Annotated in this window: 15 protein-coding genes; 9 read left to right on the forward strand and 6 right to left on the reverse strand. The window is 76.2% G+C overall.

Translation table 11 applies throughout. From position 1 onward, the window contains the following. The first annotated feature begins 58 nt into the window (after window positions 1-58). The gene (locus tag ACH4B3_RS32705; RefSeq protein WP_398469146.1) at window positions 59-1345 is read left to right on the forward strand and encodes an MFS transporter; all 1287 of its coding nucleotides are present in this window, start codon (window positions 59-61) and stop codon (window positions 1343-1345) included. A gap of 79 nt (window positions 1346-1424) precedes the next feature. Here ACH4B3_RS32705 and ACH4B3_RS32710 read toward each other — a convergent pair whose 3' ends face one another. Beyond that, window positions 1425-2573, reverse strand: coding sequence for a LuxR C-terminal-related transcriptional regulator (locus ACH4B3_RS32710; RefSeq protein WP_398469148.1), 1149 nt, complete (start codon window positions 2571-2573; stop codon window positions 1425-1427). 285 nt (window positions 2574-2858) lie between these two features. Here ACH4B3_RS32710 and ACH4B3_RS32715 point away from each other — a divergent pair, with 285 nt between their 5' ends. From ACH4B3_RS32715 to ACH4B3_RS32730, 4 genes are all read left to right on the forward strand, one after another. Further along, window positions 2859-4241 carry an FAD/NAD(P)-binding protein gene (locus ACH4B3_RS32715; protein WP_398469150.1) on the forward strand — a complete coding sequence of 461 codons (1383 nt, stop codon included), beginning with the start codon at window positions 2859-2861 and terminating at the stop codon, window positions 4239-4241. A gap of 228 nt (window positions 4242-4469) precedes the next feature. Then, complete coding sequence (locus tag ACH4B3_RS32720; protein ID WP_398469152.1) at window positions 4470-5030, forward strand: DUF6624 domain-containing protein; 561 nt, start codon at window positions 4470-4472, stop codon at window positions 5028-5030. 262 nt (window positions 5031-5292) lie between these two features. After that, window positions 5293-5769 (forward strand): SRPBCC family protein, encoded by a 477-nt coding sequence (locus ACH4B3_RS32725; RefSeq protein ID WP_398469154.1) that lies wholly within the window; start codon window positions 5293-5295, stop codon window positions 5767-5769. Between the two features lie 111 nt (window positions 5770-5880). Next, window positions 5881-6804 carry a GNAT family N-acetyltransferase gene (locus ACH4B3_RS32730; protein ID WP_398469156.1) on the forward strand — a complete coding sequence of 308 codons (924 nt, stop codon included), beginning with the start codon at window positions 5881-5883 and terminating at the stop codon, window positions 6802-6804. A gap of 18 nt (window positions 6805-6822) precedes the next feature. On the opposite strand, the gene ACH4B3_RS32735 is transcribed toward ACH4B3_RS32730, so the two are convergent. Further along, window positions 6823-7305, reverse strand: a complete 483-nt coding sequence (locus ACH4B3_RS32735) for a Zn-ribbon domain-containing OB-fold protein (protein WP_398469158.1) — start codon at window positions 7303-7305, stop codon at window positions 6823-6825. A 758-nt stretch (window positions 7306-8063) separates the two neighbouring features. Further along, window positions 8064-8738 (reverse strand): TetR family transcriptional regulator, encoded by a 675-nt coding sequence (locus ACH4B3_RS32740; RefSeq protein ID WP_398469199.1) that lies wholly within the window; start codon window positions 8736-8738, stop codon window positions 8064-8066. A 172-nt stretch (window positions 8739-8910) separates the two neighbouring features. Between ACH4B3_RS32740 and ACH4B3_RS32745 the strand changes: the two genes are divergently transcribed. Continuing rightward, entirely contained in the window at window positions 8911-10062 is a 1152-nt protein-coding gene (locus ACH4B3_RS32745) for an acyl-CoA dehydrogenase (RefSeq protein ID WP_398469160.1), read from the forward strand. A 303-nt stretch (window positions 10063-10365) separates the two neighbouring features. On the opposite strand, the gene ACH4B3_RS32750 is transcribed toward ACH4B3_RS32745, so the two are convergent. Then, window positions 10366-10806, reverse strand: a complete 441-nt coding sequence (locus ACH4B3_RS32750; RefSeq protein ID WP_398469161.1) for a MarR family winged helix-turn-helix transcriptional regulator — start codon at window positions 10804-10806, stop codon at window positions 10366-10368. An 86-nt stretch (window positions 10807-10892) separates the two neighbouring features. On the opposite strand from ACH4B3_RS32750, the gene ACH4B3_RS32755 reads away from it, so the two are divergent. Both ACH4B3_RS32755 and ACH4B3_RS32760 read left to right on the forward strand, forming a co-directional pair. After that, window positions 10893-11306: a nuclear transport factor 2 family protein gene (locus ACH4B3_RS32755; RefSeq protein ID WP_398469163.1), complete on the forward strand. Its 414-nt coding sequence runs from the start codon at window positions 10893-10895 to the stop codon at window positions 11304-11306. 43 nt (window positions 11307-11349) lie between these two features. Then, a complete protein-coding gene (locus ACH4B3_RS32760; RefSeq protein ID WP_398469165.1) occupies window positions 11350-12378 on the forward strand; it encodes a phosphotransferase family protein in 1029 nt (342 codons plus the stop codon). 106 nt (window positions 12379-12484) lie between these two features. On the opposite strand, the gene ACH4B3_RS32765 is transcribed toward ACH4B3_RS32760, so the two are convergent. Further along, entirely contained in the window at window positions 12485-14299 is a 1815-nt protein-coding gene (locus ACH4B3_RS32765) for an RICIN domain-containing protein (protein ID WP_398469167.1), read from the reverse strand. Between the two features lie 1517 nt (window positions 14300-15816). Here ACH4B3_RS32765 and ACH4B3_RS32770 point away from each other — a divergent pair. After that, window positions 15817-18594, forward strand: a complete 2778-nt coding sequence (locus ACH4B3_RS32770; protein WP_398469169.1) for a LuxR C-terminal-related transcriptional regulator — start codon at window positions 15817-15819, stop codon at window positions 18592-18594. A gap of 49 nt (window positions 18595-18643) precedes the next feature. On the opposite strand, the gene ACH4B3_RS32775 is transcribed toward ACH4B3_RS32770, so the two are convergent. Next, window positions 18644-18973: a hypothetical protein gene (locus ACH4B3_RS32775; protein WP_398469171.1), complete on the reverse strand. Its 330-nt coding sequence runs from the start codon at window positions 18971-18973 to the stop codon at window positions 18644-18646. Between the last annotated feature and the right edge of the window lie 272 nt (window positions 18974-19245).

Genomic DNA, 19245 nt, shown 5'->3' on the forward strand with positions numbered 1-19245 from the left:
GATTGATGTGCGTAAGTCAACCTGGCGATCGTGAAAATTGTTCGTTACGCTCCGGTCGATGACCGACACCACTGCCGCACCCAGCGCCCCACCGGGCCGTCCGCTGCGCCGCGCGCGCCTGTCCACCTTCGCGTTCTTCACGCTCAACGGCTTCCTGATGGGGATGTGGATCGTGCACATCCCGGCGGTCGAGGACCGCACCGGCACCGGCCACGCCGCGCTCGGCTGGCTGCTCCTGCTGCTGGGCGCCGGCGCCTTCCTCGGGATGCGCCTCGGCGGCCCGCTGACCGACCGGTACGGCACCCACCGGACGGTGCCGCTGGGCGGGGTGCTGTGCAGCGCGGCCCTGGTCCTCCCCGGACTGGCGGTGGACGCCTGGACGCTGGGCGCCGCGCTGTTCCTGCTGGGGCTGGGCAACGGCTGCCTCGACGTCGCCATGAACACCCACGCCGTGCAGGTCGAACGGGGTTACGGCCGGCCCGTGATGTCCGCGTTCCACGCCTTCTTCTCCATCGGCGGGGTCCTCGCGGCGCTCGTCGGCGCCGCCACCCTCGGCTGGGGCTGGAGCGTGCCCGCGACCCTCACCGCGGTGGCGGTGGCCGGTGCCGCGGCGACCGTGCCGGCCACCCTGGGACTGCTGCGCCCCGGCCCGGACGCGGCGGGACCGGAGCCGGTGCCCGGCGACCGGCCGCCCGCGGTGGCCGACGGCCCGGCGGCCGGCCGTGCCCGGCGGACCCCGGCCAGGGTGTGGACGCTTGCCGTGCTGGCCCTGCTCGTCATGCTCTGCGAAGGCGTCGCCAACGACTGGAGCGCGCTCCACCTGCGGGACACCCTGGACGCCTCGGGGGCCACCGCCGCCCTGGCCTACGGCGCCTTCGCCACCGCGATGACCGTCGGACGGCTGGTCACCGACCGCGTGGTGACCCGCGTCGGGCCGGTCCGCGTCATCCGCCACGGCACCGCCCTGGCCGCCGCGGGGCTGGCCGTCGCCGCGCTGACCCCGTGGATCCCGGCGGCCCTGGCCGGCTGGGCGGTCTTCGGCATCGGGCTGTCCGGGGCGGTGCCGCAGTTCTTCAGCGCCGCGGGGCACGTGGACCCGCGGGCGGCCGGGGCGAACGTCGCCACGGTCGCCGGACTCGGCTACCTCGGCATGCTGGCCGGACCGGCGGTCATCGGGCCGCTGACCCGGCTGATGCCGCTCAACGTCACCTTCCTGCTGCCGGTGGCCTGCTGCGTGGCGGTCGCCTGCGCCGCCACCGTGGTCCGGCCGGACCCGGCCCCCGGCGAGGCACCGGACACCGGCCGGGCGCCGGCCGGTCTCGCGCACCGGGCCGGTCCGGCGTAGGCAACGGCAGCCGGCTCCGCGCCGGACCGCCGCCCCGCCCCGAGGCGGGGACCGTCCGGTGACCCGGACCGGCCGCGCCTCAGTCCTGACGGCCCGTCCCGGACGGGCCCGCGCCGCCCGCCACCCCCGGGCCGGCGGGGGAGGGCCGGCGCGGCCAGTAGTGCTCCGCGAACAGCCGGGCCACCAGCGCCCCCCGGCTGGACACCCCGACCTTCTGGAACACCGTCTTGACGTGGCCGCGCACCGTGTGCGGCGAGATGACCAGCGCCTCGGCGATCTCACCGGTGGCCAGGCCGCGTGCGATCAGCTGGGTGATCTCCAGCTCACGCGTGGTCAGCTCGTAGGCGTCGGCGATGATGGAGGCGATGTCGCCGACCGGGGCCGGCTCGATGATCACGGCGATCGGCCCGGGGGCCCCGTCGGCCCCGGTCATCCGCGAGGCGTGGCACACCAGCCACCGGCCGTCGACCGTCCGCACCCGCACCCGCGCGGTGCCGCGGTCCCGTCCCTCGGCGATCGCCCGGGCCTGCAGCGCGGTGCCCACCACACAGACCGGCAGGCGCAGCCCCGGCACCGGGCCGGCCAGCGGCCCCGGCGGCAGCTGCCCCAGGTGGTGGCGCGCCTCCTCGTTGACCGACAGCGGGGTACCGGAAGCGTCGAACAGCACCAGCCCCGGGCCCGGCCCGTCGGCCGGCGGCCGGCCCGGCACCGGACGGGCGAAGGCCCGCAGCCGGGTGGCCAGCGGCCCGGACAGGCTCGCGGCGAGCGCGGTGTCCGCGGCGTCGAACGCCGGCCGGCCCCGCTCCCGGAAGAGGCTGACGACCCCCCAGGAGCGGTTCGCCACCCGGAGCACGATCCGCAGCTCGTCCCCCAGCCCCTGCCGCCGTCCCAGCTTGCGGAACTGGGCGCTGCGCGCCGGGAGATCACCGGTACTCGCCCGCAGCCCGGCCACCGGCACGGCGGCCCGCGCCAGATCGCGGAACGCGTTGACGTTGTCCTCCAGCAGCTCGCACTCCCAGAAGGCGAAGCAGTCCGACCCGCCGTTGAGGTTCTCGGTCACCATCGGAGCGGTGATCAGCGCGGTCTCCGGGTCGGTGGCGCACCACGCCGCCGAGTCGAAGCCGAGCATCCGGCGCAGCCGGGGCGAGACCGCCTCGAACAGCTCGCCCGGGTCCGCCGCCCGGTCGGCCCGTGCCAGCAACTCCCGCAGCCGACGTTCCTGTGACACCGGATCCTCCCCCTCCGCGCGGCCGCGACGACCACCTGACCTGCATCTCCGGCGGGGCCGGGGATGCTCCCCCTCCGCGCGGCCGCGACGACGACCGCCGGTCACCCACCCTGACCCATCGTGCCCCGGCCGCCAACCCCCCGAATGAGGGGGTCGGCCGGGCCCGGTTCGCCACCGCCGGGGCGTGGGCCCGCGGTGCCGCGCCGACCAGGGTGGACCACGGACGGCGGCGGCTCCCGGCCCGGCCGTCCGACCCTGCCCGAACACCCACCCCCGGAGGAACCCATGACCCGTCTCGGTGTGATCGGCGGCGGCGCGGCAGCCGTCAGCCTGCTGGACGCCCTCTCCCGCACCGCCCGGCCACCGCGCTCGGTGACGGTGTTCGAGCCCGCCGCCCGCCGCTGGCGCGGCCGGGCCTACCAGCGGGACCTGGACTCGGTGCGGGTCAACGCGCCGGGGTCCATCATGTCGGCGCGGCACGGCGACGACGACCACTACGGGCGCTGGCTGCGGCAGCGCGGGCCGGAGTACTCCGACAGGTGGCTCGACGACCGGCTGGGCAGTCCGCTGCTGCCCCGCGGCGCCTACGGCGACTACCTGGCGGACACCGCGGAAGCGGCCGTCGCCCGGCTCCGGGAGGCGGGCTGCGAGGTGACCGTGGCGGCCGCCCGGGTCACCGGCGTCGCCGCGTCCGGCGACCGGCTCCGGCTGCGTACCGACCACGACGGGCGGGGCCTCGAGGTGGACCGGGTGGTGCACGGTGTGGGCAGTGGCGTGCCGGAGGACGTGTACGGACTCGCCGGGGCGCCCGGGTTCATCGCCGACCCCTACCCGCTCGCCGAGACCCTGCGAGCCGTCCCCGAGCGGGCCGAGGTGGCCGTCGTCGGCAGTGGACTGACCGCGGTGGACATCGCCGTCTCGCTCGCCGCGCGCGGGCACCGAGGCGGCATCACCCTGCTGTCCCGCCACCGGGTCCTGCCGTACGTGTGGCTGCGGCCGGTCCCCGTCGAACCCCGGTGGCTGACCCGCGAACAGCTCGGCGGGGCCGCGGCCCGGCACGGCGAACTCACCCTCGACCACCTCACCGATCTGCTCCGCGCCGAACTCGCCGAGCACGGCCAGGACCTGGCCCAGCTGACCGAGGAGATCCTGGACACCGGACGGGAGGAGCCGGGGGAGCGGCTGCGCCGCCAGCTGAAGGAGGGGGACTCGCCCTACCTGGGCCGCCGTCTGCTGCAGGCCGCGGTGCACCCACTGGGCCTGCCCGCGTGGCGGCTGCTGACGGAGCGGGACCGGGAACGGCTGCGCGGCCCGTTCGGGCGCACCGTCACGGCCCTCAGCTCGCCGATGGTGCCGGTCAACGCGGCCGTGCTGCTGGACCTCCTCGACTCCGGCCGGCTCACCGTCGCCACCGCGCCGGACCGCGTCACGGCGCGACCGGGCGGGGGGTTCCACCTCGGTTCCGGCACCGGGGCGCGCACCGCCGACGTGGTCGTCAACGCGGTCAACCCGCGCCCCCGCCTGGTGCCGGGCGCCGCTGCCGCCGCCGGCCGCGGCCTGTGGTTCGTCGGGGAGGCCGCCGTGGCGCGGGAGGGCTGGATCGTCACCCCCGGCATCCCCGGGGTCGCCGCCCAGGCGGCGGCCGTCGCCGCGGAACTCACCGCGTAGGACGCGGGCCGGCGGCCGTTGCCGGCCTCGCACCGGTCGGCTGCCCCGAACGCGGCGGGGCAGCGCCCCGGCCCGGGAGCCCCGGCGGGCGGACGGCGGCACGGCCGGCTTCCGGCGGGTGGCTTTCGGCGGGGTGGACATCCAGTCTCCCCGCTCCCGGCCCGCGCTGTCACCGTCCGCAGGAATGATCTTCGTCTCGGTTCCGCCGTCTAGCCTGGAGCAGCCGGCATGGACAGCGCATCGAGGAACGCGACGATCGGGAGTGACGGGGCAGTGACAGCGGAGAAGGACCGCGCGGCCACGGTGGCGGCGGAACTGGTGAGCATGGCGGAGGCCGACCGGCGGACCTCGCCGCGGGCCCTCGGCCCGGACCCGGCCGACCAGTTGGCCTGGCGCCGGCTCACCGCCGAGCACGGCGACCGGCTCGCGGCCATCATGGCGGAGTTCGGCTGGCCGACGGCCGAACTCTTCGGCGAGGAGGCCGCCGTGGCGGCGTGGCTGATCGCCCAGCACGCCGACCGGCAGCTGGAGGTCCAGCGACGGGCGGTCGAGCTGCTGGCCCGAGCGGTGGAGGCCGGTGCGGCGAGCCCGCGCGAACTGGCGTTCCTGCGCGACCGCGCGCTGGTGAACGAAGGCCGGGAGCAGATCTACGGCACCCAGATCGCCGGGGTCCGGGACGGTTCGCCGGTCCCCTGGCCGTGCCGGGAGCCCGAACGGGTGGACGAACTCCGGGCGGCGGTCGGCATCGAGCCGTTCGCCGAGTACGTCGCGCGGCACGCCCCCGCCTGACGCGGCCGCCGGAGCGGCCGGCACTCCCGGTGGCCGGGCGCACCGCACTCCGGACGGGTACCCGGGCGGCGGGCGATAGGGCGGACGGGGAGCGCGCGGTGCGGACGGGGAGTGGGCGGGCAGCGGGCGGTAGGGCGGACGGGGAGTGCGCTGCGGTGGCGGACGGGGAGTGCCCGGGGTGGGGGCGGTGCGGCGGGCGGTGGGTGCCGCGCCGCACCCGGCACCCGGCGCCCGGCGGGCACCGATCGCCTACGATCGGGCCGTGGCCCTGATCGCGTTCGAGCGCCGTTGCCCGCTGCCGCCGGCCGAGGCGTGGCGGCGGGTCACCGACTGGCCCCGGCACTCCGCCGGTGTCCCGCTGACCCGGATCACGGCCACGCCGCCCGGCCCCACCCGGGTGGGCACGGTGGTGCTGGCCCGCACCGGGTTGTGGCGGCTGGGCTTCGACGACCCGATGGACGTCGTCCGCTGGGAGCCGCCGGACGAGGGCCGTCCCGGCCGGTGCCGGCTGGTCAAGCGCGGCCGCGTGGTCACCGGCTGGGCGGAGATCGAGGTGCGGGCCGACGGCCGAGGCTCGTGGGTCGGCTGGCGGGAGGACGCCCGGGTCCGCGCCCTGCCGCGGCTGTTCGACGCGCCGACCGCCCGCGCGGGCCGGCTGGTCTTCGGCCGGGTGGTCGACACCCTCCTGGCCGGCCCGGGCGGTTCCGCGGAGACGGGCCGCGGGGCGCCCCCGGCCTGACCGGCCGGGCCCGGCGGTGACGCGTCCGCGAGCCGGGCGTACGATCCGACGGATCCCCGGTGCGTCTTCCCCTGCCCCCCGAACGTGCGTCGGAAAGGACGGCAGCCCGTCATGAACGAGGGCCTTCGCTGGATCGTCCGCCCGGAGCGCGCGGGGGAGGCGGCCGCCGTGCGCTCGGTCCATGCCGCGGCGTTCCCCGGCTCCGCGCAGCCGGACCTGGTGGACGAGCTCCGTGCCGGACCGGCCTGGATACCCGGTCTCTCGCTGGTCGCCGCCGCGCCGGACGGCACCCTGGCCGGGCATGTGGCACTGGTCCGGTGCCTGGTCGACGGGGCCACGGCGCTGGTGCTGACCCGGTGCGCGGTGCTTCCCGGGCGCCGGGGCGCCGGCTGCGGGACCGCGCTGCTCGAGGCCGCGCTGGACGCGGCCCGCGCGCGGGGCGAGAACCTGGTGCTGGCCCCGGAGCCGGCCGAGCACCACCAGCGGTCCGGTTTCGTCCCGGCCTCCCGGTACCGCGTCGGGCCCCCGTGCGCGGGGGCCGACGAGACGGTGGCGGCGCTCGCGCTCGATCCGGCGCGCCCGGTGCCCGGCGGGACCATCGCGTACCCGGCCGCCTTCGGCGTCCCGGACGAGGGCCTGCGCGCCGCGCCCGGCGAACTCTTCGCCTACGGCAGCCTGCAGTTCCCGGAGGTGCTCCGCCCGCTGCTGGGCAGGGTCCCCGAGAGCCGCCCGGCGGCGCTGCCCGGCTGGCGCGCGGCGGAGCTGGCGGACCGGCTCTATCCCGGGCTGGTCCCGGCCGCGGGGGACTCCGCCCCCGGACGGCTGCTCACCGGACTGACCGTGCGCGAGCGCGAGCTGCTCGACGCCTTCGAGGACGACGAGTACCACCTGCGCCGACTGCCGCTGGCCGGTGGCCGGGCCGCCTGGACCTACGTCTGGCGGTGCGGGGACGTACGGGACGGCACCTGGTCCGCGGACGCCTTCCGGGCCCGGCACCTGGCGGACTTCACCGCCCGGTGCGGGCTCACCGGCTGACCGGGCCGGGCGGCCGGCTCAGCGCCAGGCGGCGGAGCGGTCGCCCGCGGCGTCCTCGCCGAGCCGGAAGGTCAGTTCCCGCGGCCGGGCGGCATGCGGGTCCAGACGCACCACGGTGCCCGGGCGCACCCGGTCGGCGGTGACCCCGGAGAGCGTGGCGCGGAGCCGGAAGCCCTCCGCCATGTCGATCACGCCGACCGTGCGCAGGGAGCCGTTGCTGCGGCGCACCACCGTGGCCTGCCGGACCACGCCCGTGCCCGAGCTGTGCTCCCAGTCCATGTCGGGGGAGGCGCAGATGGGGCAGAGCAGCCGGTGGAAGACCGCGGTGCGGCACCAGCGGCAGCGCTGGAAGTACAGCTCGCCGCGCTGGAGGTCGTCGAGGTAGTTCTGTCCGGGCCAGCCGTCGGCCTGCGGAACGGTCGCGTCCGTGGCGTCGCCGTCGGGAACGGCCAGGCTGTCCTGGATCGGGAAAGGGGCAATGTCGGCCACTGTGTGGAACACGATGTCATCTCCCTGCGCCGGGGCCGGAGGAATCGGAAGCGCGCGCTGCGAGCGTATGGCACGCAGTGCCAGCTGTAAAGGCACTGAGTTCCCTCTGTTGTCTTCCGTCGGACGCCCGGCGTTCCCCTGGGGGCGTCCGGCCAGGCGTCCGGTCCGGTCCGGCCCGGTCCGCCCCGCGGTACCGCGGGCGCGCCGCATCCGGATCCCCGCCCGGCGGGGGCCCGGTGTCGCCGGGCCGCGCCCGCCCCGTGCCGCCGTCCGCGGCACCGGCAGGCAGCACTCGCGGACGAGGCCGCCCCGCGGTACCGCAGGCGGCGCTCCTCCGCAACCCGGCCCGGCGGCGGCCGGCGCCGACCCGTCCCGGCCGGCCGGGCCCCGTCGTACTCCGGGCCCGGCCTCGGGTGCCGCACCGGGTCGACCTGCCCGGCTCGGCCCGGCTCGGTGCGCGTCCCGTCCCGCCCCCGGCCGAGGCTGCCCCGGGGCCGCCCGGGCCGAGGGCTCCCCGGAACCGACCGGGACCTGTGCCGCGCCGGTCGCACGCCCAAGCCATGCCGCCCAAGCCATCACATCCAAGCCGTGACGCCCGGGTCCTTACGCCCAAGCCGTGCCGCCCAAGCCATGCCGCCCAGGCCATCACATCCAAGCCGTGACGCCCGGGTCCTTACGCCCAAGCCGTGACGCCCAGGCCGTCACCCCGGGCCGGTCCGCGCGCCCCCCGGTCCACCGGGCTCCGGGGCCCGCCGCTCCGGGGCGGGGCGTCAAGCCTCCTCGCGGGTGTTCTCCAACTCGCGGACCACCCGCCACAGCGGGGTCCGGCGCTTGGTGATCACCACCACCACGTCTTCCTCACCCTGCGCCGCGGCCTCCTCGGCGCCGCCGTCCGGCGCCCATGAGTTCTGGACGAACGACAGCGCGTGGTCCACCGCCGCCTCGGCGTCGCCCTGCCCGCCGGAGCGCAGCCAGGACCGCAGCGCGTTGTTGTGCGCCGCCACCACCGCGGCGGCGATCACGTCGGCCCGCAGGTCGCCGTCGGACCAGCCCGCGAAACGGCGCCGCAGGTAGGCGGCGAGGGCCCGCTCGTAACGCCACACCACCGACAGTTCGTAGCCGCGCAGCCCGGGGAAGCTCTTGGTCAGCCGGTACCGCTGGACGGAGAACGTGGGGTTCTCCGCGTACATCCGCAGCACCAGGCGCGCCGCGTCGCACACCCTGGCCACCGGCTCGTCGTCCTCCGCGGCCGCCTCCAGGAAGCGGGTGAGGTCGGCCAGGCAGCGCTCGTGGTCGGGGAAGACCACGTCCTCCTTGGAGGGGAAATAGCGGAAGAACGACCGACGCCCCACCCCGGCCAGTGCGACGATGTCATCGACCGTGGTGGCCTCGAACCCGCGCTCCAGGAAGAGCTGGAAGGCGGCGGCGACGAGGGCGTCCCGCATCGGGGGTCTGGTCGGTGTCGTGCCTGGTCCCGGCCCTGGGGGGTGCTCCTCGGTCATGCTCCGGAACATAGCACCCAGGATTGTCGGATGGCACTGAGTGTGCATACTTGAGGGTACTGAGTGCCGTATCCGTTGTGTGTTGACCCACGTAACCGAAACTGAGGTTCCGATCATGAGCCAGGACTTCGATCTGTACCGGCCGTCCGAGGAGCACGACATGCTCCGCGAGTCGGTGCGCGCGCTCGCCGAGGCGAAGATCGCGCCTTTCGCGGCCGAGGTCGACGAGGAGGGCCGCTTCCCGCAGGAGGCCCTGGACGCGCTGGTGGCCAATGATCTGCACGCGGTGCACGTCCCGGAGTCCTACGGCGGCGCGGGCGCGGACGCCCTGGCGACGGTGATCGTGATCGAGGAGGTCGCGCGGGTCTGCGGTTCGTCCTCGCTGATCCCGGCGGTCAACAAGCTCGGGTCGCTGCCGGTGGTGCTCTCCGGCTCCGAGGAGCTGAAGAAGAAGTACCTGGCGCCGCTCGCCAAGGGCGACGCGATGTTCTCCTACTGCCTGTCGGAGCCGGACGCCGGCTCGGACGCGGCCGGCATGAAGACGCGCGCGGTCCGGGACGGCGACTTCTACGTCCTCAACGGCGTGAAGCGGTGGATCACCAACGCGGGTGTCTCCGAGTACTACACCGTGATGGCCGTCACCGACCCGGAGAAGCGCTCCAAGGGCATCTCCGCGTTCGTCGTCGAGAAGTCCGACGAGGGCGTCTCCTTCGGCGCGCCGGAGAAGAAGCTGGGCATCAAGGGCTCCCCGACCCGTGAGGTCTACCTCGACAACGTCCGGATCCCGGCGGACCGGATGATCGGCGCCGAGGGGACCGGCTTCGCCACCGCGATGAAGACCCTCGACCACACCCGCATCACCATCGCCGCCCAGGCGCTCGGGATCGCCCAGGGCGCGCTGGACTACGCCAAGGGCTACGTCCAGGAGCGCAAGCAGTTCGGCAAGCCCATCGCCGACTTCCAGGGCGTCCAGTTCATGCTCGCCGACATGGCGATGAAGCTGGAGGCGGCCCGTCAGCTCACCTACGCGGCGGCGGCGAAGTCGGAGCGGGTCGACGCCGACCTCACCTTCTTCGGCGCGGCGGCCAAGTGCTTCGCCTCGGACGTGGCGATGGAGGTGACCACCGACGCCGTCCAGCTGCTCGGCGGTTACGGCTACACGCGCGACTACCCGGTGGAGCGCATGATGCGCGACGCAAAGATCACGCAGATCTATGAGGGCACGAACCAGGTCCAGCGGATCGTCATGGCGCGCAACCTCCCGTAGCGGGATATAGCAGGTCAGCGGCTGTTCGGGTGGTCCGGTGAGCCCGTCGGGGCGCACCGGACCGTTCGGGCCCCCGCCGGCCCGCTCGCGGGCGTCGGGCCGGGGGATTCCCGGGCTGACGCCACGCCTGAGAAATGCGTTGCCCTGCGGAAGCACGACGGCCCCCGGCATCTCGCCGGGGGCCGTTCGCATGGGCCCGTCAGGCCGCCTCGGTCCGACCTGCCGGCGTGCGCCGGTCGCGGCGTCCCGCTCCGCCGCCGGGCTCTCGGCGTGTCCGCGGCGCCGCCGGGACCGCGAAGCCGGTCACTCCGCTTCGTGGTGGGCGAGCACCGTGCCGAGCAGCCGGGTCAGCGTCTCCCGGTCCTCGGCCGGCAGGGGCCGGAGCAACTCGTCCTGGACCCGGTCCAGGACCCGGTCCAGGTGTCGCAGCTGCCGGGCGCCGTCCTCGGTGAGGGTCACCTTGTTGCGCCGGCCGTGGCCCGGGTCCGGCGCCTTGTCGACGAAGCTTCGTGCGACCAGTTCGTTGACCGCCGCGACCACGTCGCTGCGGTCCATGCGGCACCGGCGGCCGAGCTCGGCCTGGCTCGCCGCCCCGAACTCGTGCAGCGCGGCCAGGACGCGGTAGTGGTACCCGCGCGCGTCCGCCGCGGTGAAGCCTTCGGACACCAACTGGCGGGTGTGCACCGCCAGCTGGGTGATCAGCCAGCTCGGCTTCGCCGCCAGCCGCTCGGGGATCTCGTGCATGGCGACCACGGTAACAGTGTTGGCAAGACCAACATTCTGGACTTAGTGTTGGCCGCACCAACATTGCAGCCCGCTGAGGAGATCCCGTGTCCGCTGACACCCGTACCGCCGACCGCGCCGAGATCGCCGAACTGTTCGCCCGCCTGGCCGACCTGCTGGACGAGAACCGGCACGCCGACGCCCACACCGTCTACGCCGACGACATCGTGGTGCGCTCGCCGCTCGGCGGCGAACTGCACGGCCTGGACGAGGTGACCGCCTACCTGGAACGGAGCCATGTCGAGGGAGAGCGCACCTTCCACCTGCACGGCGACGTGCTGGTGCAGCTCGACGGCGACCGCGCGAAGGCCACGGCGAAGGAGCTCACCTACTTCTACCGCGACGGTGAACCGCCCTACCGGACCAGCGGCCTGCGAGTGGCCTGCATCGCGGTGCGGACGCCCGCGGGCTGGCGCTTCAGCGAGACGCGGATCACGCTCGCCTGGATGCAGGAGAAGTGACCCGGGGCTCCGGCCGGCAACCCGGTCCTGACAGGATGGGGTCATGCGATCACGACCGCCGTTCGGAGAGGAACTGCGGGCCGAACTGGGTCCGCCGAGCCGGGTGCGCACCCTGGAGAGCAGTCCGCGGTCACGGGTGTGGCGGGCCGAGCTGTCCGGCACCCCGGTGGTGATCAAGCAGCTCGTCGACGGTCCGGAGGCCGCCGAGAGGTACGCCCGCGAGGTGGCCGCGCTGCGGCTCGCGGCGCGGGCCGACCCACCGGTGGTGCCCGCGCTCCTCGGCGCCGACGCCACCGAACGGGTGCTGGTCCTGGAGCACTTGGACCACCGGGAGCCGGCCGACGACTGGGTGGTCGGCTACGCCGAGGCGCTGGCCCGGCTGCACGCGGTCACCGGTGCCGACGCGGTGGGCACGCTCCCCGCCTGGTCCGGCCCCGGACGGCAGGACGTCGACTCCTTCCTCGCGCTCGCCGGTACCCTCGGCTGCCCGGTGCCGGCCGGGGTACGGTCCGAACTCGACGGCCTGGTGGACCGGCTGCGGAGCGCGCCCGGCCACGCCCTGCTGCACGGCGATCCCTGCCCGGGCAACGACATGCACACCGCCGGCGGCATCAGGTTCATCGACTTCGAGCAGGCCGCCCTCGGCGACGGGCTGGTGGAACTGGCCTACCTGCGCATCGGTTTCCCGACCTGCTGGTGCGCCACCGTGCCCGAGCCGGCCCTGCTGGACGCGGCGGAGACCGCCTACCGCACGGCCTGGCGGACCGCGACCGGCACCGAGGCGCACGGCGACCTCACCGACGCCTGCGCCGGCTGGCTGCTGCGCGGCGACGCGCTGGTGCAGCGGGCGCACCGCGGCACCACCGACCATCTGGCGAGGATCCCGGGCCGGGACTGGCGGTGGGGCACCGCGACGGCCCGTCAGCGGCTCGCCCACCGGCTCGGGATCGTCGCCGGGATGACCGCGGGAGACGGCGGGCTGCGGGATCTCGGACGGCTCGCCACGGCCATGCGCGACCGGATGCTCACCCGCTGGCCCGCGATCCGGCCGCTGCCCGCCCGGCGGCCGTGAGGGTTTCCCCGCGGGATGCGCCCTCACGGCCGTGCGGCACGCCCCGGCGCGACCGGGGTGACCGTCCGCCCCGGGCCCACGGCGCGAGGCACCGGGCGGTTCACCGTCAGGAAGCGGCGGTGAACCTCCACTGCTGACTCGTCGCGCCGCCGCAGGCGTTCTGGACGATCCGGGCGCCCCTGGTCAGCGAGCCGCCGGAGACGTCCATGCACCTGCCGCTGTGTGCCGCGGTCACGGTGAAGCCGGATCCCGCCGCGGCGACTTTCCACCGCTGGCTGTCGTCGGTCCCGCAGGTCCGCTGCTGGACCGGGACGCCGTCACCGGTGCCACCGCCGTCGACGGCGACGCACTTGCCGCTGTTCTTCACCTTGAGCTGGAAGCTGCCGTCGGGGTTCCTGGTGGCGGTGAACTTCTGGTTGACGTAGTTCCCGCCGTCCCACTGCACCAGCTGCGTCCCGTCGGTCGTCCCACCCGGGTTGTCCAGGTACTTGCCGGAGTTGACGTTGACGAGCTGATAGGTCGTCCCGGACACGATCGGGTCGGTCGGGGTGGAGGTGGGCGTCGGGGTCGGCGTGGGCGTGGGCGTGGGCGTCGGGGTCGGGGTCGGGGTGGGCCCGGGGCCCGGGTCGGTACCGCCGCCCTTGGCGTGGCAGGTGCCGGTGACGGTGTCGGTGAAGGTACGGCCCGCGACCGGTTTGAAGGTGAAGGTGTAGCCGGTGGCGGACAGGTCGAACCGGCCGACGCCGAAGGTGTTGTTGTTGAACACCTCCGACGGCCCGGCCGAGGTGCTCTTGGAGGTGTAGAGCGTACGGCCGCCGGTGCCGATCACGAACGACCGCAGACCGTTCACCGTGTCCTTGGTGCCGTTCGCCATCGCGGGCGCGAACCGCTCGTAGTGGTGGTCGTGGCCGAAGAGCGCCACGTCGGCCTTGTGGTCGGTCAGCGCCTTGAACAGCGCCGAGGCGCCGCTGTTGTCACCGTGGTCGCCCGAGGAGAACCGGGGGTGGTGCCAGTAGGCCATCGTGCACGGCTTGGTGCTCGCCGCCAGATCGCCGCGCAGCCACTTCTCCTGGGTGCTGCCCGCCTCCATGCCGACGTTGGAGTTGAGTGCCACCATGTGCCAGTCCCCGACGTCGTAGCTGTAGTAGCCCTTGCCCCGGTCGCCGGTCGGCACCCCCTTGTTCCCGAAGTAGTCGAAGTACCCCGAGGCTCCCGAGGTCCGGTACTCGTGGTTGCCCGGGACCGGGCGCGCCACCGGATTGAACTTGCCCCAGTGAGGGTCGTACTTGCTGTTGTACTCCGACAGCGAACCGCTTTCGTAGGCGTTGTCGCCCATGGTGAGTACCGCCGCGGGCGACATGGCGCTGACCACGTCGTCGGTCTGGTTGCAGGCGGACCCGCAGATGTCACCGGCCGCCGCGACGGTGACGGTGGCGTCGGCGAGCGGCTGCCGGCCCGCCTGGTAGGCGGTGATCGAGTAGCCGCTGCCGGGTTCGGCGAGCCGAGGGGTCACGGTGACGCACTCGCCGCGCAGCGCCCGGGTGTGGAAGGCGCGGCCCGGCCAGTTCCGGCCGGTGAGCGTGTAGGTGTCGCCGCCGGAGCCGGTGAGGGTCACCGTGTCGGCGCCGTGCAGCGTCAGCGTGGCGAAGCGCAGCCGCAGCCATTTCGATCCGTCGTCGCAGACCCGCTGGGTGGTGGCGGAGGTGGGCCCGGTCGCCGCGTGGACGTCGGCCTCGCCGGTCCGGGCGCCACGCTGTGCCAGCTGCTCCACCGCGGAGTCCGCCGTGCCGGCCGCCCGGGTCGACGAGGGCTGGCCGGCGAGCGCGTCGGCCGCGACCAGCCCTCCGCCGAGCAGTGCGGCGACGGATGTGGCCACCAGCAGGTGCCGCCGGTTCCGCCGATGGGGTGGGGACGGTTGCATGGGTGTTCCTCTTTCCAGGGGGAGGGTTGGTGTCGCTGTCCGGTTCGTTCGCCGGTGGCGCCGCGCCGGGGGCCCGCGGCTCGCCGCGGTGGCCGGCGGTCTCGGTGCGGGCCCGCCCGCCGGCCCGTGGACTGGACGTGGCGCGCGGGCTCCGCGGCGCGCGCCGGGGAGCCCGCCGGCCGGGCGGGCTCCGTGGCACGCGGTCGCCGGCCGGGGGGCCGGGGCCCGTGGCCGGCGAGGCGGGGAGCCGGGGTGAGGAACCGGCGCCGGGGCGGTCGATGACATGCCCCGCGCCGGGGTGCGGGCTCGCCCGGCGCCGAGCGCGGCCCGGCCGGCCTCCCCGGGGGTGCGCTGGGTTGCCCTCGGCATCGGTGTCTCCCCGGTGGGTCGGCGTGGGTGGTCGACGCGGAGCGCCGCGGTGCGGTTCTACTCCGGACGGTCCGGGCCTGCTGTCATGTACTCGCCAGTGGCGCGGGTGTGCCACACAGCCGCGCGGGCCGGACCGTCGGGCGGCACCGGGCCTGCCGCACCGGTCCTCCCGGGCCGCGTCGTCCCCTCCGGTGCTCTCCGGTCCTCTCCGGTCTTCTCCGGTCCCCTCCGGTGCTCTCCGGTCCCCTCCGGTCCCCTCCGGTGCTTTCCGGTCCCCTCGCGTCCGCACCGGTCGGCCCGCCGTCCGCGCCCCGGCATCCCGGGCGGTGATCCGCCGGGGCCTCGCTCGCCGCTCGACGGCACGCCGCCGGCCGGGGCTGCCACCCGCCCGCCACCCGGCCCGGAGCCGGGTTTTTGCCGTATCCGTAGTGACCCGGGCCCGGATGGCCGCGCGGCGCACCGGGCCCGTAGCGTCACCACCGCCGGCGGCGAGGCCGCGCTCGACCCCACATGCGAGCGCGACGAGCGGCCGGCGCGGTGCCCGGGCATGCCGAGGGACCGCGCGCGACCCGGCCCGCCGCACCCCGGACGGGCCGGGTGCCGCGCCCTTCCTTCACGGCCGAACGCCGGCGCGGGCCACCCCCGCCGCCCGGCCGGCGATCCGTGCGCCACCCTCCGCCGAAGCGCACCCACGGGCACACTCCCGTCCGCGGCGGGCCGGCGGGCCCCCGGCCGCCCCGGCGACGCGCCGATCGGCGCAGCCCCGGGGGGCCGCCGCCCAGGACACCGCCGCCGGCCGGTGACCCGGGCGCGCGGGTCGTGGGCCGGACGCCGCCGAGGCCCCGCGCCCCGGCCGGACGTCACCCACCAGGCGACCGCCCGGCCGGACGGGGGTTCCGCCGTGCCGGACACCCGGGGCTCGGCGGGCCCTGTCGCGGACCGCCCGGTCCGCGCGGCCGCCCGTCGACCGGGCCGGTGTGCCCGTGCGCGGCCGCCGTCAGGGCGCCGCCGGCCGTGCCCGGGGCGGCGTTTGCGCGGACAACGGTCCGGCATTGCACTTGTGACGAGGGCTTTCCTGCTCTATTCAGGAGACCCCCGGGGCGCCGGGAGCGCCGGGGGACGGAAGCCGAGAACGATGGGGCGGTGGCGTGGGCACGGGGCACGAATTCAGCTGGCGGCCCGGGGTGCGGAGGGCGCTGGCGGGCGGTGCGGCCGGACCGCTGGCGGTGCTGGTGGAGGGCGCGGCGGGCATGGGGAAGAGCCACCTGCTCGAGGCGGCGGGCGCCCTGCCGGAGGCGGCGGACGCGACCCGGCTGGTGTGGCGCTGCGGCGGTGCGGGAGCGTGGCCGGAGCAGGAACGCCGGGAGGGACCGGTGCTGCTGCTGGTGGACGATGTGCACCGGGCGGACGAGACGGAGCGGGGACGGCTGCGGCACCTGCTGGAGCGGCCCTGGCCGGGTCTGGCGGCGCTGCTCGCCTACCGCCCCGAGGACCTGGACACCCCCGGTCTGCCGCTGGGCGCACCGGCGGTGGCCTACCCGCCCGGGCTCAGCGTGCTGCGGCACCGGCTGGAGCCCTGGGACGAGGACCGGGTCCGCCGGGCCGCGCAGGAGGCGCTGGGCGACCGCTGCACCGCGGAGGCGGTCGGCAGGCTGCGCGAGCGGTCCGGTGGGGTGCCCCAGGTGGTGGTGGACCTGCTGTCGGTGGTGCGGGAGCGCGCCGGGGACCCGTGCACGGCCGACGACGTGGACGCGGCCGGGGTGCCGGTCCGGCAGGCCGAACTGGTGCTGGGCCGGATGTACGCCCTGCCCCCGGAACACCGGCCGGTCGTCTGGGCGGCCGCCGTACTCGGCGACCCGGCCGGCCGGGACGAGCTGCTCGCGGTGGCGGGACTCGGCCCGGAGCGGGGCCGGGACGCCCTGCTGGCGGCCCTCGCGGGAGCGGCGCTGGCGGAGCCGGACGAAGGGCGCTACGGGTTCGCCGTCCCGCTCGCCGCCCGAGCCGTGCACGCGTCGCTGCCCGGGCCGGTCCGCCAGGAACTGCACGGCCGGGCGGCCGAAGTGCTGACCCGTGCCCAGCCCGTCCCGTGGGCCGCGGTGGCCGGGCACCGCAGAGCCGCCGGGCGCGGCCGCGGCTGGCTGCGGGCGGTGGAGAAGGCCGCCCGGCAGGCCGCGGAGTCCGGCCGGCACCAGGAGGCGATCGCCCTGCTGGAGCGGACCCTCGCGGCCTCCTCGGTCCCGCCGCGGGCCCGCGCCCGGCTGGCGCCGCTGCTGGCCCGCAGCGCCGTCGTCGGACTGCGCTCGGACCAGACCGTCGAGGTGCTGACGCAGATCGTCCGGGACGCGGGGCTGCCCGTGGCCGTGCGCGGTGAACTCCGCCTCGACCTCGGGCTGATGCTGTGCAACCAGGTCGGTGACTTCGGCACCGGGTGGCGGGAGCTGGAGGTCGCCGCCGCGGAACTGATCGACGTGCGCCCCGGCCTGGCCGGGCGGGCGATGGCGGCCCTGGCCATGCCCTACTGGCCAGGCCCCGGGATCGACGTCCACCAGAGGTGGCTGCACAAGGCCCTCGAGGCCGCGGACGCGAGCGGGGACGACGCGGTCCGTGCCGCGACCGCCGCCAACCGCGCCTCGCTCGCCATGTGCTGCGGCGACCGGGACGCCTGGGAGCTGGTCGAGGCACTGCCCACGGACAGTCCGGACCCGGTGTGCCGCCAGCACGCCGCGCGCGGTCTGTGCAACGCCGCGGACTCCGCGGTCTGGCTCGGCTTCGACCAGCGGGCGGAGGAGCTGCTGGCGGGCGGCCTGGACCTGGCCGCCAGGAGCGGCGCCCACTACACCGAGCACACCGCGCTGGGGACCCGGTTGCTGCTGGAGTGGTGGACCGGCGGCTGGGCCGGGCTGGCCGAGCGGTGCGAGAGGTTCGTCGCCGCGACCGCCGACATGCCGGTCCTGGCCTCCGACGCCCGCATGGTGCGGGGGCTGCTCGCGCTCGCCCAAGGGGACTGGGGGACAGCGCTGTCCTGGCTGTCCGGGCCCGGTGCTCCCGGGCCGGCGACCATGCCCACCCCGCTGGCCGCGGCCGCGTCCGGCGCGCTGGTCCGCCTCGCGCTGGCCCGCCAGGAACTGCCCGCCGCGGCGGAACGGGCCCGCCGGGCCTGGTCGGAGATGGCAGGCAAGGGCGTGTGGGTATGGGCCGCGGAACTCGCCCCCTGGGCGGTGGAGGCGATCGCCCGGGCCGGCGACCTGACCGCGGCCCGCGCCGCGGTGCGGGACTTCGCCGAGGGCATCGAGGACCGTCAGGCGCCCGCCGCCCGGGCCGCGCTGGCCTGGAGCCGCGCCGTGCTGGCGGAGGCGGAGGAAGCCCCGCGGCAGGCCGCGGAGCTGTACCGGGAGGCCGCGGAGGCCTACGGGGCGCTGCCTCGGCCCTACGCCCGGGCGCTGACCGCGGAAGGGGCGGCGCGCTGCCTGCTGACGGCGCGGACCGCGCCGCCGGACCGGGCGGACACGGCGGACTCCGTGCCGGACTCCGTGCCGGACACCGCCGCCGGCTCCGCCGGAGCGCCGGACACGGCCGGGGAGGCCGGCCCGGAACCTGCCGGCACCGCGCGCGCCGTCGCCGAACTGGAGGCCTGCGCCCGGCAGTTCGGCGAACTCGGTGCCGTCTGGGACGCCGCCCGGGCCCGGGCGCTGCTGCGCGCGTACCAGCCGGCCGAGCGGGGGCGCAGACCCGGCCGCCCCTCGCACGCCGACCAACTCTCGCCCCGGGAGAGCGAGGTGGCGGAACTGGCGGCGAGCGGGCTGACGAACCGGGAGATCGCGGCCACCCTCCACCTCTCCCCCCGGACGGTGGAACAGCACATCGCCCGCGCCATGCGCAAGACCGGCACCCTCTCCCGCCACGACCTCGGCCGGCACCGGCCCTGATCGTGCCCGGATAGCCCGGGACGCGGCGGGTTCCGCGGCCCGCCGCCGGTCAACGCGTGGCCGGGCGGTCCGACCGGGGGCGGAGCGATGCGTGGTACGGCGTACGGAAGGCGCAGAGATCCCAGCGGACCACCGTCGCGGCCGCCCAGTCGGGCACCCAGCCGGGACGCACCCCGCGGGCTCCCCAGCCGTCCAGCCGCCGGTGCGGGACGCCGAGCCCCGCCGCCCGCGCGGCGAGTGCCGCGTCGCACGCCTCCCGTGCGATACGCACGGCTTGCGGGGCGGTGTCGGCGGGGCCGGTGAGGACGTGGATGCCGTGCCGCTCGGGCTGGACGGTGCTCCTGATCGGAACGTGGACCTGGAAGTAGGGCTTGGCCATGACGCCATCTCCCTGCGTAGCGCTGTCGTGCTCGTTCCCGGGGCCGGCCGCGGGGGAGGCTCCCGCCCGGTGGGCCGGGGGCTTCCGCCGGGACCGGCCCGGCCATCAGTGGTCAACCTAGGGCGCGAGCGGCGGTGCGCATATCCGGGGCCCGGGTCTCACCCATACCCGTTTAAATACGGCCCGGGCCGTCCGGGCCGTCCGTCAGGGCCCGGGCGCGGCCTCCCCGGACGGCCTCGCGGGCGGCGGGACCCGCGGAATCCGGCCGGTGG

This window comes from Streptomyces sp. NPDC018031 (genome assembly GCF_044327625.1).
In the GTDB taxonomy this organism is placed as follows: Bacteria; Actinomycetota; Actinomycetes; order Streptomycetales; family Streptomycetaceae; genus Streptomyces.

Coding starts and splice junctions, on each gene's coding strand:
- ACH4B3_RS32750 (WP_398469161.1), bottom strand. CDS start 10,806: ATGCACGAGATCCCCGAGCGGCTGGCGGCGAAGCCGAGCTGGCTGATC.
- ACH4B3_RS32715 (WP_398469150.1), top strand. CDS start 2,859: ATGACCCGTCTCGGTGTGATCGGCGGCGGCGCGGCAGCCGTCAGCCTG.
- ACH4B3_RS32745 (WP_398469160.1), top strand. CDS start 8,911: ATGAGCCAGGACTTCGATCTGTACCGGCCGTCCGAGGAGCACGACATG.
- ACH4B3_RS32740 (WP_398469199.1), bottom strand. CDS start 8,738: ATGCGGGACGCCCTCGTCGCCGCCGCCTTCCAGCTCTTCCTGGAGCGC.
- ACH4B3_RS32760 (WP_398469165.1), top strand. CDS start 11,350: ATGCGATCACGACCGCCGTTCGGAGAGGAACTGCGGGCCGAACTGGGT.
- ACH4B3_RS32775 (WP_398469171.1), bottom strand. CDS start 18,973: ATGGCCAAGCCCTACTTCCAGGTCCACGTTCCGATCAGGAGCACCGTC.
- ACH4B3_RS32730 (WP_398469156.1), top strand. CDS start 5,881: ATGAACGAGGGCCTTCGCTGGATCGTCCGCCCGGAGCGCGCGGGGGAG.
- ACH4B3_RS32705 (WP_398469146.1), top strand. CDS start 59: ATGACCGACACCACTGCCGCACCCAGCGCCCCACCGGGCCGTCCGCTG.
- ACH4B3_RS32765 (WP_398469167.1), bottom strand. CDS start 14,299: ATGCAACCGTCCCCACCCCATCGGCGGAACCGGCGGCACCTGCTGGTG.
- ACH4B3_RS32720 (WP_398469152.1), top strand. CDS start 4,470: ATGGACAGCGCATCGAGGAACGCGACGATCGGGAGTGACGGGGCAGTG.